At 68.2% G+C, this 12,476-nt stretch carries 10 protein-coding genes; 3 read left to right on the forward strand and 7 right to left on the reverse strand.

Features of this window, described 5'->3' with window-relative positions:
- From zwf to pgl, 3 genes are read left to right on the forward strand one after another with little or no spacing between them, the layout of a single operon-like run.
- A complete protein-coding gene (gene zwf, locus E5671_RS14360; RefSeq protein ID WP_443032614.1) occupies positions 1-1,524 on the forward strand; it encodes a glucose-6-phosphate dehydrogenase in 1,524 nt (507 codons plus the stop codon).
- Positions 1,521-2,549, forward strand: a complete 1,029-nt coding sequence (opcA, locus tag E5671_RS14365) for a glucose-6-phosphate dehydrogenase assembly protein OpcA (protein WP_160504355.1) — start codon at positions 1,521-1,523, stop codon at positions 2,547-2,549. The genes zwf and opcA overlap by 4 nt, the downstream gene beginning before the upstream one ends.
- Positions 2,546-3,325, forward strand: a complete 780-nt coding sequence (gene pgl, locus E5671_RS14370; RefSeq protein WP_160504356.1) for a 6-phosphogluconolactonase — start codon at positions 2,546-2,548, stop codon at positions 3,323-3,325. The genes opcA and pgl overlap by 4 nt, the downstream gene beginning before the upstream one ends.
- Positions 3,326-3,398: 73 nt before the next feature.
- On the opposite strand, the gene pgi is transcribed toward pgl, so the two are convergent.
- The 7 genes from pgi to E5671_RS14405 all read right to left on the reverse strand — a co-directional run bounded on the left by pgi (position 3,399) and on the right by E5671_RS14405 (position 12,398).
- A complete protein-coding gene (gene pgi, locus E5671_RS14375; RefSeq protein WP_160504357.1) occupies positions 3,399-5,051 on the reverse strand; it encodes a glucose-6-phosphate isomerase in 1,653 nt (550 codons plus the stop codon).
- 179 nt (positions 5,052-5,230) lie between these two features.
- Positions 5,231-5,566, reverse strand: a complete 336-nt coding sequence (locus E5671_RS14380) for an RNA polymerase-binding protein RbpA (RefSeq protein ID WP_003957010.1) — start codon at positions 5,564-5,566, stop codon at positions 5,231-5,233.
- Between the two features lie 192 nt (positions 5,567-5,758).
- The gene (gene secG / locus E5671_RS14385) at positions 5,759-5,989 is read right to left on the reverse strand and encodes a preprotein translocase subunit SecG (RefSeq protein ID WP_160504358.1); all 231 of its coding nucleotides are present in this window, start codon (positions 5,987-5,989) and stop codon (positions 5,759-5,761) included.
- A 125-nt stretch (positions 5,990-6,114) separates the two neighbouring features.
- Positions 6,115-6,891 carry a triose-phosphate isomerase gene (gene tpiA / locus E5671_RS46250; protein WP_160504359.1) on the reverse strand — a complete coding sequence of 259 codons (777 nt, stop codon included), beginning with the start codon at positions 6,889-6,891 and terminating at the stop codon, positions 6,115-6,117.
- A 6-nt stretch (positions 6,892-6,897) separates the two neighbouring features.
- Entirely contained in the window at positions 6,898-8,109 is a 1,212-nt protein-coding gene (locus E5671_RS46255; RefSeq protein ID WP_160504360.1) for a phosphoglycerate kinase, read from the reverse strand.
- A 107-nt stretch (positions 8,110-8,216) separates the two neighbouring features.
- Positions 8,217-9,227 carry a type I glyceraldehyde-3-phosphate dehydrogenase gene (gap, locus tag E5671_RS14400; protein WP_160504361.1) on the reverse strand — a complete coding sequence of 337 codons (1,011 nt, stop codon included), beginning with the start codon at positions 9,225-9,227 and terminating at the stop codon, positions 8,217-8,219.
- Positions 9,228-9,416: 189 nt separating this feature from the next.
- Entirely contained in the window at positions 9,417-12,398 is a 2,982-nt protein-coding gene (locus tag E5671_RS14405; protein ID WP_160504362.1) for a M14 family metallopeptidase, read from the reverse strand.
- Positions 12,399-12,476 lie beyond the last annotated feature (78 nt).

Genomic DNA, 12,476 nt, shown 5'->3' on the forward strand with positions numbered 1-12,476 from the left:
TTGTCAAGCAGCAATCCGCTGCGTGACGCCGCAGACCGACGGCTCCCGCGTATCGCGGGGCCGTCGGGCCTGGTCATCTTTGGCGTCACGGGCGATTTGTCCCGTAAAAAGCTGATGCCCGCTGTCTATGACCTCGCCAACCGAGGCCTGCTGCCGCCGGGCTTCTCGCTCATCGGCTTCGCGCGCCGCGACTGGGAGGACGAGGACTTCGCCCAGGTCGTCCATGACGCGGTCAAGGAGCACTCGCGTACGCCGTTCCGCGAGGAGGTCTGGCAGCAGCTCATCCAGGGGATGCGCTTCGTCCAGGGCAACTTCGACGACGACGACGCCTTCGAGCAGCTCAAGGCCACCATGCAGGACCTCGACAAGGCGCAGGGCACGGGCGGCAACTTCGCCTTCTACCTGTCGGTGCCCCCGAAGTTCTTCCCGCAGGTCGTCCAGCAGCTCAAGAAGCACGGGCTCGCGGACGCCCCCGAGGGGGCCTGGCGCCGCGGCGTCATCGAGAAGCCCTTCGGGCACGACCTGGCGTCGGCCAAGGAACTCAACTCGATCGTGCACGAGGTGTTCGCCCCGGACCAGGTGTTCCGGATCGACCACTACCTCGGCAAGGAGACCGTCCAGAACATCCTGGCGCTCCGCTTCGCCAACCAGATGTTCGAGCCGATCTGGAACCGGTCGTACGTGGACCACATCCAGATCACGATGGCCGAGGACATCGGCATCGGCGGCCGCGCCGGCTACTACGACGGCATCGGCGCCGCCCGTGACGTCATCCAGAACCACCTGCTCCAGCTGATGGCGCTGACCGCGATGGAGGAGCCCGCCTCCTTCGACGCGAACGCGCTTGTCGCCGAGAAGGCGAAGGTCCTCGGCGCCGTGCGGCTGCCCAAGGACCTCGGCTCCAGCACGGTCCGCGGTCAGTACGCCGCGGGGTGGCAGGGCGGCGAGAAGGCCGTCGGCTACCTCCAGGAAGACGGCATCGACCCCAAGTCGAAGACCGACACCTACGCGGCCATCAAGCTGGAGGTGGACAACCGCCGCTGGGCGGGCGTCCCCTTCTACCTTCGTACGGGCAAGCGCCTGGGCCGCCGCGTCACGGAGATCGCGGTCGTCTTCCAGCGCGCGCCCCACTCCCCCTTCGACCACACGGCGACGGAGGAACTGGGTCAGAACGCGATCGTCATCCGCGTTCAGCCCGACGAGGGCATCACGGTCCGGTTCGGCTCGAAGGTGCCAGGCACCTCGATGGAGATCCGCGACGTGTCGATGGACTTCGCGTACGGCGAGTCCTTCACCGAGTCCAGCCCGGAGGCGTACGAGCGCCTGATCCTGGACGTCCTGCTCGGCGACGCCAACCTCTTCCCGCGCACGGAGGAGGTCGAGCTCTCCTGGAACATCCTCGACCCGATCGAGGAGTACTGGGACAAGCACGGCAAGCCCGCGCAGTATTCGTCCGGGACCTGGGGCCCGTCCGAGGCGGACGAAATGCTCGCACGAGACGGACGGAGCTGGCGTCGCCCATGAGGATCGACCTGACGGACACCACGTCCAGCAAGATCAACAAAGCGCTCGTGAAGGGCCGCAGGGCCATCGGCACCCCAGCCGTCGGCATGGTGCTCACCCTCGTCATCGTCACCGACGAGGAGAACGCCTACGACGCCCTGAAGGCCGCCAACGAAGCGTCCCGCGAACACCCCTCGCGCACCCTGGTCGTCATCAAGCGCGCCGCGCGCTCGCCCCGCGACCGCACCACCTCGCGCCTCGACGCCGAGGTACGGGTCGGCGCGGACGCGGGCACCGGCGAGACGGTGATCCTGAGGCTGTACGGCGAGGTCATCAACCACGCCCAGTCGGTCGTCCTGCCGCTGCTGCTTCCCGACGCCCCCGTGGTCGTGTGGTGGCCGGTCAACGCGCCGCTCAACCCGGCCAAGGACCCCCTTGGCGCGCTCGCCCAGCGCCGCGTCACGGACACGTACGCCGCCGAGCAGCCGATCCACGAGCTGACCGCGCGCGCCGACGCCTACAGCCCCGGTGACACGGACCTGGCCTGGACCCGGATCACCCCGTGGCGCTCGATGCTCGCGGCGGCGCTCGACCAGATCACCTGCAAGGTGACGGCGGTCGAGGTGGAGGGCGAGGAGTTCAACCCGAGCTGCGAGCTGCTCGCCATGTGGCTCGCGGACCGGCTCGACGTCCCCGTGAAGCGCTCGCTCTCCTCGGGCCCCGGCCTGACCGGCGTGCGCATGGACACCGACTGCGGTCCCATCGTGCTCGGCCGCGCCGACGGCTCGCTCGCGACGCTCTCCATGCAGGGGCAGCCCGACCGTGCGGTGGCGCTCAAGCGCCGCGAGACGGCCGAGCTGATCGCCGAGGAGCTGCGGCGTCTCGACCCGGACGACACCTACGCGTCCGCGCTGAGGTTCGGCGTGGACCGCCTGGGCGAGTACGGCGAGGAGACCACCGTTCCGGCGGTGGAGGAGCCCGCGGAGGCGGCGAAGAAGACCGCTCCCGCGAAGAAGGCCCCGGCCAAGAAGGCGGCGACGAAATGAGCGCGGCCCCGCAGCTGGTGGTGCACCGTGACAAGGAGCTGATGGCGCAGGCCGCAGCGGCCCGCCTCATCACGAAGATCGTCGACGCGCAGGCCGCCCGCGGCTACGCGTCGGTGGTCCTCACCGGCGGCCGCAACGGCAACGGCCTTCTGGCGGCGCTCAGTTCCTCCCCGGCGAAGGACGCGATCGACTGGTCGCGCCTGGACCTGTGGTGGGGCGACGAGCGCTTCCTGCCGGACGGCGACCCGGAGCGCAACTACACCCAGGCCAAGGAAGCACTGCTCGACTCGGTGCCGCTCAACCCGGCCCGGGTGCATCCGATGCCCGCGTCGGACGGCGCGTACGAGGTGGACGCGGCGGCCGGGATGTACGCCGCCGAGCTCACCGCGGCCGCGGGGCCCGAGGACCACGGTCCGGTGCCGACGTTCGACGTACTGATGCTGGGCGTCGGCCCGGACACCCATGTCGCGTCGCTCTTCCCGGAGTTGCCCGCGGTCCGCGAGACCGAGCGGACGGTGGTCGGCGTGCACGGCGCGCCCAAGCCCCCGCCCGTCCGCATCACGCTCACGCTCCAGGCGATCCGCTCGGCCCGTGAGGTGTGGCTGCTCGCGGCTGGCGAGGACAAGGCGAACGCCGCGGCGATCGCCCTGTCGGGCGCGGGCGAGATCCAGGCGCCTGCCGCGGGCGCGTACGGCAGGTCGCGGACGCTGTGGCTGCTCGACGCCGCGGCGGCCTCGCAGCTGCCGCGCGATCTGTATCCGCCGGCTTCTCCCTGAGCGGTTCTCTCCACAGCGGTACGGCCCGGCCCGCCTCCTCGGAGGCGGGCCGGGCCGTACCGCTTTCAGCGGCTCAACGCCCGCGCAGGTCCCGGTACTTGGCGACGAGCGCCGTCGTCGAACCATCGAGGTCCGGTACGTCCGCGCCTTCGGTCAGGGCGGGCTCGATGCGCTTGGCGAGTACCTTGCCGAGCTCGACGCCCCACTGGTCGAACGAGTCGATGTTCCACACGGCGCCCTGCACGAACACCTTGTGTTCGTAGAGCGCGATGAGCTGACCGAGAACCGACGGCGTCAGCTCCTTGGCGAGGATCGTCGTCGTCGGGTGGTTGCCCTTGAACGTCTTGTGCGGGACCAGCTCCTCGGGCACGCCCTCGGCACGCACCTCGTCGGGCGTCTTGCCGAAGGCCAACGCCTGCGTCTGCGCGAAGAAGTTGGCCATCAGGAGATCGTGCTGGGCGACAAGACCTGGCAGCAGATCGGCGACGGGCTCGGCGAAGCCGATGAAGTCGGCCGGGATCAACTTCGTGCCCTGGTGGATGAGTTGGTAGTACGCGTGCTGGCCGTTCGTGCCGGGCGTGCCCCAGACGACCGGTCCCGTCTGCCAGTCGACCGGCTCGCCGTCACGGCCCACCGACTTGCCGTTGGACTCCATGTCCAGCTGCTGGAGGTAGGCGGTGAACTTGGAGAGGTAATGCGAGTACGGCAGGACCGCGTGCGACTGGGCGTCGTGGAAGTTTCCGTACCAGATGCCCAACAGGCCGAGCAGCAGCGGCACGTTCGACTCGGCGGGCGCGGTGCGGAAGTGCTCGTCGACGAGGTGGAAGCCGGCCAGCATCTCGCGGAAGGCGTCAGGGCCGATCGCGATCATCAGCGAGAGGCCGATCGCCGAGTCGTACGAGTAGCGGCCGCCGACCCAGTCCCAGAACTCGAACATGTTGGCCGTGTCGATGCCGAAGTCGGAGACCTTCCCGCCGTTCGTCGACAGGGCCACGAAGTGCTTGGCGACGGCGCTCTGGTCGGCGCGCAGGCCGGTCAGGAGCCAGTCGCGGGCGGAGGTCGCGTTCGTGATCGTCTCGATCGTGGTGAACGTCTTCGAGGCGATGATGAACAGCGTCTCGGCCGGGTCCAGGTCCCGCACGGCCTCGTGCAGGTCGGCGCCGTCGACGTTCGACACGAAGCGCACGGTGAGGTCGCGGTCGGTGAAGGAGCGCAGTGCCTCGTACGCCATGGCGGGCCCGAGGTCGGAGCCGCCGATGCCGACGTTCACGATGTTCTTGATGCGCTTGCCGGTGTGGCCGGTCCACTCGCCGGAGCGGACCTTGTCCGCGAAGGCGGCCATCTTGTCGAGCACGGCGTGGACGGCCGGCACGACGTTCTCGCCGTCGACCTCGATCACGGCGTCCCGCGGGGCGCGCAGCGCCGTGTGCAGGACGGCACGGTCCTCGGTGGTGTTGATCTTCTCGCCGCGGAACATGGCGTCCCGCAGGCCGAAGACATCGGTGGCCGCGGCAAGCTCGCGCAGGAGCGTCAGCGTCTCGTCCGTGACGAGGTGCTTGGAGTGGTCGACGTGCAGGTCGCCGACCTGGAGCGTGTACTGCGTGCCGCGCGCCGGGTCCTTGGCGAAAAGATCACGCAGCTGCACCTCCCCCAGCTGCTCCCGGTGCTTGCTGAGCGCCGCCCATTCGGGCGTCTGGTTGAGCCTGGCGCGGCTTTCTGCGTTCATCTCGGACTTCAGCCTTCTCTCGTACCTGTGTACGTACCTTGCCCCGCTGCACGTTCCAACCTAATTGATCAGGGCCCGATATGAGATCTCTGAAGCTGTCTGTCCGCACACGTGCCAGTAAACGCCACATGAAAAACACAGCGGCCGGACATCCACTGATGCCCGGCCCTTCTCACGCTCTAGATCTCGCCCCGCAGTTTTGCCAGCGCCTCCGCGAGAATCGCCTCGCCGTCCGCGTCACTGCGCCGCTCACGTACATACGCCAGGTGCGTTTTGTACGGCTCGGTGCGGGGCGGGTCCGGCGGATTGTCCCGGTCCTGACCTGCTGGGAAGCCGCAGCGGGGGCAGTCCCAAGTATCGGGAACCTGCGCGTCGCTGGCGAAGCTGGGCTGCGTCTCGTGCCCGTTGGAGCACCAGAAGGAGATGCGCAGTCGCGGCGCGGACTCACCGCGCTCGGCCTCGCCCATCGGCCCCGCCCCGACCCGACTTCCTCGGATCGCGTTGCCACTTGCCACGGTCGTAACTCCCTGCGTGATGGTGCTGCTGCGGGCGCCTCAGTCTACGTAAGGCCCAACGCGCGTCCAGTGTTTGGAGTTACACCCCACCCAGAGACGCAAGCCCCATGATAATCCGCGCCGTGCGGCGCGCACCGTACATGGGGCTTTAAGCGAAGCTTTCGCAAGGTAGCAATCAAGCCGCTTTCGCGGTCAGTTGTTCACCTTCATCAACAGGCCGAGCACGACAATGCACGCGAACCAGAGAAGACCGACCACGACAGTGATGCGGTCGAGGTTGCGCTCGGCGACCGACGAGCCGCCGACGGAGGACTGCATGCCGCCACCGAACATGTCGGAGAGACCGCCGCCCTTGCCCTTGTGCATCAGCACAAGGAGCATCATCAGCAGGCTGAACGCGATGAGGGCGATCGAGAACCCCATAACCACGGCTGGACCAACTTCCTCGGATCTGAATCGGCTCTGTATCGACGACGGGGGCCGGATGCCTCGCGATGCGAAGCCGCCCGGCCCCCGCAAGGGTACGACGTATCGGCGCTACCGCATACTCACTGGTCGCGGAAGCGGACGATCTTGACGAACTCGTCCGGGTCGAGCGCCGCGCCGCCCACGAGGGCGCCGTCGACGTCGGGCTGCGCCATGATCGCGGCCACGTTGCCGGACTTCACGGAGCCGCCGTACTGGATGCGCACCTTGTCGGCGAGCTCCTGCGAGTACAGCTCGGCGAGGCGGCCACGGATCGCGCCGCAGACCTCCTGGGCGTCCTCGGGGGTCGCGACCTTGCCGGTGCCGATGGCCCACACCGGCTCGTAGGCGATGACGATGGACTCGGCCTGCTCGGCAGGCAGGTCCTTCAGGCCGCCGTCGAGCTGGGCCAGGGTGTACTGGATCTGCTGGCCGGCCTCACGGATGTCGAGGCCCTCGCCGATGCAGAGGATCGGGGTCAGGCCGTGCCGGTAGGCGGCCTTCACCTTGGCGTTGCAGATCTCGTCGCTCTCGTCGTGGTACTGACGGCGCTCGGAGTGGCCCACGGCCACATACGTGCACTTCAGCTTGGAGAGCATCGGGCCCGAGATCTCGCCGGTGTAGGCACCGGTGTCGTGCGCCGAGATGTCCTGGGCGCCGTACTTGATCTTGAGCTTGTCGCCGTCGACCAGGGTCTGCACCGAGCGCAGGTCGGTGAAGGGGGGCAGGACGGCGACCTCGACGGCCTCGTAGTCCTTGTCGGCCAGGGCGAAGGCGAGCTTCTGGACGTGGGCGATGGCCTCGAGGTGGTTGAGGTTCATCTTCCAGTTGCCCGCCATCAGCGGGGTACGCGTAGTCATCAGGTGTCAGTTCTCCAGTGCGGCGAGGCCGGGGAGCGTCTTGCCCTCGAGGTATTCGAGGGAGGCGCCGCCGCCGGTGGAAATGTGGCCGAATGCGGTCTCGTCGAAGCCCAGGGTCCGGACGGCCGCGGCGGAGTCGCCACCGCCGACGACCGTGAAGGCCGGGGAGTCGAGGAGAGCCTGGGCGACCGCCTTGGTGCCCTCGGCGTAGTCCGGGTGCTCGAAGACGCCCATCGGGCCGTTCCAGAAGACGGTGGCCGCGTCGGCGAGCTTCGAGGCGTAGAGCTTACGGGTCTCGGGTCCGATGTCGAGACCCTCCTGGTCGGCCGGGATGGCGTCCGCGGCGACCGTGGTGGGGTTGGCCGGGGCCTTGGTCTTCAGGTCCGGGAACTCGGTGGAGACCAGCACGTCGACGGGGAGGACCAGCTCGACGCCGTTGTCCTGCGCGCGCTTGATGTACTCCTTGACCTTCGGAACCTGGTCCTCCTGGAGGAGGGAGATGCCGACCTCGTGGCCCTGGGCCTTGAGGAAGGTGTACGCCATGCCGCCGCCGATCAGGAGGCGGTCGGCCTTGCCGAGCAGCTGGTCGATGACGTCCAGCTTGTCGGAGACCTTGGCCCCGCCGAGCGCGACGACGTACGGACGCTTGACGTCCTCGGTGAGCTTCTTCAGGACGCCGACCTCAGTGGCGATGAGGTAGCCCGCGTAGTGCGGCAGGCGCGCCGGAAGGTCGAACACGGAGGCGTGCTTGCGGTGCACGGCCCCGAAACCGTCGCCTACGTAGACATCCGCGAGGGCGGCGAGCTTGTCGGCGAACTCGCCGCGCTCGGTGTCGTCCTTGGACGTCTCGCCCGCGTTGAAGCGGAGGTTCTCGATGACGGCGACCTGGCCGGACTCCAGGCCGTCGACCGCGCCGTGCGCGGCGGGGCCGACGGTGTCCTGGGCGAAGGCCACGGGCTTGCCGAGGAGTTCACCGAGGCGCTCGGCGGCGGGGGACAGCGAGAACTGCGGGTCCGGGGCGCCCTTGGGGCGGCCGAGGTGCGAGGCGACGATCACCTTGGCGCCCGCTTCGGCGAGCTTGGTGACGGTCGGCAGGACGGCGCGGATGCGGCCGTCGTCGGTGATGGTGCCGTCGGCGAGCGGCACATTGAGGTCGGCGCGGACGAAGACCCGCTTGCCTTCGACCCCTTCGGCGAGAAGTTCGTCGATCGTCTTCATGGCTGGACTCAGGACTCCTTTAGAGGGCTGACGTGCAACAAGGCCCGGACCACGCAGTATTGCGCGGTCCGGACCCTGTGCTCACATCGAGGTGCCTGCTCTGATGATCAGAGCTGGCCGCCGACGAAGACCGTGAGGTCGACGAGGCGGTTGGAGTAGCCCCACTCGTTGTCGTACCAGCCGAGGATCTTCACCGTCTTGCCCTCCTGGACCATGGTCAGGGAGGAGTCGAAGGTGCAGGAAGCCGGGTCGCCGACGATGTCGGACGACACGATCGGGTCCTCGGTGTAGGTGAGGAAGCCCTTGAGGGCGCCGTCGTCGGAGGCCTTCTTGAACGCGGCGTTGACCTCGTCCTTGGTGACCTCGCGCTGCAGGTCGACAACGAGGTCGGTGGCGGAACCGGTCGGGACCGGAACGCGCATCGCGATGCCGTCGAGCTTGCCCTTGAGCTGCGGAAGGACCAGAGCGGTCGCCTTGGCGGCACCGGTCGTGGTCGGAATGATGTTCTCGGCTGCGGCGCGGGCGCGGCGCAGGTCCGAGTGCGGGAAGTCCAGGATGCGCTGGTCGTTGGTGTACGCGTGGACCGTCGTCATCAGGCCCTTGACGATGCCGAAGTTCTCGTCGAGAACCTTCGCCATCGGCGCCACACAGTTGGTGGTGCAGGACGCGTTCGAGATGACGTGGTGGTTGGCCGCGTCGTACTTGTCCTGGTTGACGCCCATCACGATGGTGATGTCCTCGTCCTTGGCCGGAGCCGAGATGAGGACCTTCTTGGCGCCACCGGCGATGTGCTTCTCGGCATCGGCCTTCTTGGTGAAGATGCCGGTCGACTCGATCACGATGTCGACGCCGAGCTTGCCCCACGGGATGTCGGCGGGGTTGCGCTCGGACAGCACCTTGATGGTGTGGCCGTCGACCGTGATGGTGTCCTCGGTGTGCGACACCTCGGCCTTGAGGCGGCCCAGGATGGTGTCGTACTTCAGGAGGTGCGCCGTAGTCGCGGTGTCACCCAGGTCGTTGACAGCCACGATCTCGATGTCCGCACCCTGCTCAAGCAGCGCCCGGAAGTAGTTGCGCCCGATGCGGCCGAAGCCGTTGATGCCTACGCGGATCGTCACGAACCGATCTCCTCGTTGGTACGCCGGTTTCAGACGCCGGCGAGTTGTATGGGATGTCCCCGACCGCCTCCGACCCTACCTCTCTGATGGCCTTTGGGTGACATCGACAGGGGGCCCGAGCGGCACGGTGGCCCGTACCCCCCAGTAGGAAGTACGAGCCACCGGAATCACGGTCCTGATTACGCAGCGTCAGCGGCGCAGATGTGCAAGGGATGCGCCCATAAGAGCGGCCCGTTCGGCGTTTCCGGGTACGTGCTCGAACCCGAAGCCGAGCAGCACGCTGTCACGCGCTGTGACGGCCGCGTAGGGCCTGTAGAGCTCTCCCGTACGGGCCCAGTCACCCGTGATGTTGGGGCTTCCGGGAGGCGCCGGAGCGACGCTCCAGGTGCCCAGCGAGGCCTCGAATCCCTCGGTCTGCGTGGCGTTGCCCCCTATCACGAGCTGGGCGTTGTCGGCAAACAGTCCGCGGCCCCCGCTGGAGGGGTCGGTGATGGAGCTGAGCGACACCTCGACCGTCTTGCCCGCGTAGGCGCTCAGGTCGAAGGAGACGGGCTTCCATCCGCTGGAGGACCCGGTGAAGCTGTTCCAGGCCCCACTGGTGCCGGACGCCGTGCAGCCGGTCGCCGACTGCGTCAGGTAGTGGCGCAGGAACGGGTGCCCGTTGAGGAAGAATCCGGCCTCGCACTCGGTCGGCACGGTCTGGGACGAGTTCCCGTTCGTGTCCGGGAGCGTGGTCCAGTCGTCGTTGCCGGTGGTGTGCGCCTCGAGCACGCCGTGGTCGTAGCCGGTCTCCAGGTTCCAGTTGAGGGCGAACCGCAGCTCCGGCTTGTCCGCGGCCGAGACCCCGGTCAGGTCGATGGTGCGGGTCAGCCGCTTCCAGTCCTGGTCGGCGTGGGACGCCGATGCCATGCCCTGGCCCTCGAAGGGGGCGTACGGGTTGGCGAGCCCCGGGTAGCTGCCTGCCGCCGCGCTCTTGAACTGCGGGAACTTGTCGGCGGGCAGGCTGTCGGACGTGACGGTGTAACGGCCCGCCTTGTCCAGGGGGTTGGCTTCGGCGGCTGCGAGTGGCGTCTTCACGCCGTCGAGCGCGCCGCTGCCGGCGAAGCTGGTGGCGCCGGGTGCGGAGAGGCGTTCGTACGCGCCGAGGTAGTACTGCGCGAAGTCGTCGCTCAGCGCGTCCCCGAGGTCCACGTTCGAACCGGTGCGCTCACCGGACTCGATCAGCTTGCCGCCCTCGTTGAGGTAGGCGCGTATGGCGAGTTGGGTGGCCGCGCCCGGCACCGGGTCGCCGGTGTAGTGCACGACCGCGGAGAAGTGCGACAGGACGCCGAGCGGGTGCGGGGCGCCTTGCTTGGCGACGTCCCAGACCACGGCGGAGCGGCCGTTGGCCTTCAGGGCGTCGACGTACTTCTGGGCCTGTGTCGCGGGGGCGCCTTCCTCGGCGACGACGAGGGTGTTCGCCTTGGCCCGTTCGGTGACGGTGTACGTGAAGTGCGGGCTCTCCGAGCGGCCCTTCTTGGTGCGGCCGGTGAACCACACCTCGACCTTGTCGCCCGCGCGCGCGTCCTCGACCTCGGCGCGGTACTGGTCGAAGTGGAGGTTGTCCTCACCGCCGTACGTCTCGCCGCCCTTCCAGGCCTTGAGGTCCTCGTCCTGCGTACGGCCGCCGTTGATCCGGTAGTTGAGCTCCTTGTCGCGCACCGACTTGCGGGCGGTGACGGCGACTTCCTGGTCACCGCCGCGTGCGTACGAGTCCTTGAAGACGTCCGGCGTGAAGTCGGGGGCCTCGATACCGGTGACGGAGACCGGCTGGTCGGGGTGGAGTGCGGTCTCGGCCACGGCGAGCGCGTACGGGACGTTCTTGGCGAACTCGTCCTGGATCAGCTTCTCGTCGTCCGGGAAGGTGAAGATGGAGGCGCAGTCCTCGGGCTTCCAGGGGTCGTTCGGGTCGATGTTGGAGACGGTCTGGCAGGTGGACATCTCCGGGGTGAACATCGACATGCCGTTGATGTTGGCCGCGTGGCCGTCCGACTCGCCGTTGGTGGTGTAGAGCTCCGAGGCGACCTGCGGGTGGTAGCCGGGGATCGCGGGCTTCTCCGGGGTGCCCGCGAGCGCCTTGTAGAGCACGTCGTCGGGGGTGGGCGTGGCGACCTGCCAGCCCACTCCGTAGAGGATCAGTTCGGCCGCCGAGTGGTAGTTGATGCCGTACTCGAAGCCGATGCGCTTTTGGAAGCGGTCGAGTGCCTTGGTCTCGGGCTCGGACAGGGGGCCCGTGCCGCGGTAGGTCTCCGAGGAGGGCGCCGGGGACGAACCCTCGTTGTCGTAGCCCCACTTGTAGGCGAAGTTGCGGTTGAGGTCGACGCCGTCGCCCGCCGCGATCTTGCCGTCGCCGTCGATGTCGCGGAGGTTCTTGCGCCACTGGCGTTCGCCGTCGGCCGCGTGCGTGAAGTCGTAGCCGTCGGGGTTGGCGGAGATCACGAACCACAGCTCCGTGGAGTCCACGAGCTTGGTGATCTGCTTGTCCTTGCCGTAGTTGTCCAGGTAGTGGTGCATCAGGCGGCGGGTCATCTCGGGGGTGATCCACTCGCGCGCGTGCTGGTTGGACAGGTAGAGCGTGGAGGGCTTGGAGCCGTCCTTGGACTTGCTCGCGCCCTTGGAGAGCTTCAGGGCGAGGATGTCCTGGCCCCCGAGCGACTTGCCGATGGAGACGACCTTGGTGAGGCCCGGATGGGCCTGACCGGTCTTGACGATCTCCTCCTTGAGGCCGCCCTTGCCGCTGTACGGCCGGAACACGCCGTCCCCCGCGGCCTTGAGCTTCTGCTGCGTACTGGCCGAGACCTTCTGCTCGGTCAGTTCGACGCCCTCGCTCTCGACGCCCTTGGCCTGCGCCTCGGTCAGGTAGACCTCGACGCGGGCGGTGCCGCGCTCGCGGGTCTGCCCCGCGAACTCGTGGGCGTCCTGGCCGGCCTTGACGAGGATCGGGATCTGCTTCTCGGTGATCTCGGCCTCGTAGACCTTCACGGCCGCCGGGTCATCGGCGGCCGGGGCCTTCGCGCCGCTGTCGGCCTGGGCGTGCGGCACGGCGACGAGGCCGCCGACGAGCAGCGCGCCCGCGGCGACGACGGACCTGAAACCAGCTCTGGATCTTTTGGATCTCGCTCTTCGTCTCATGAGCCCCCCTTGCGGTTGTCCGGCACATTTGTGCGCGAACGCCAGGCTCGTGACACTTCATGATCATGTCAATATGGC

The organism is Streptomyces sp. BA2, from assembly GCF_009769735.1.
GTDB lineage: Bacteria > Actinomycetota > Actinomycetes > Streptomycetales > Streptomycetaceae > Streptomyces.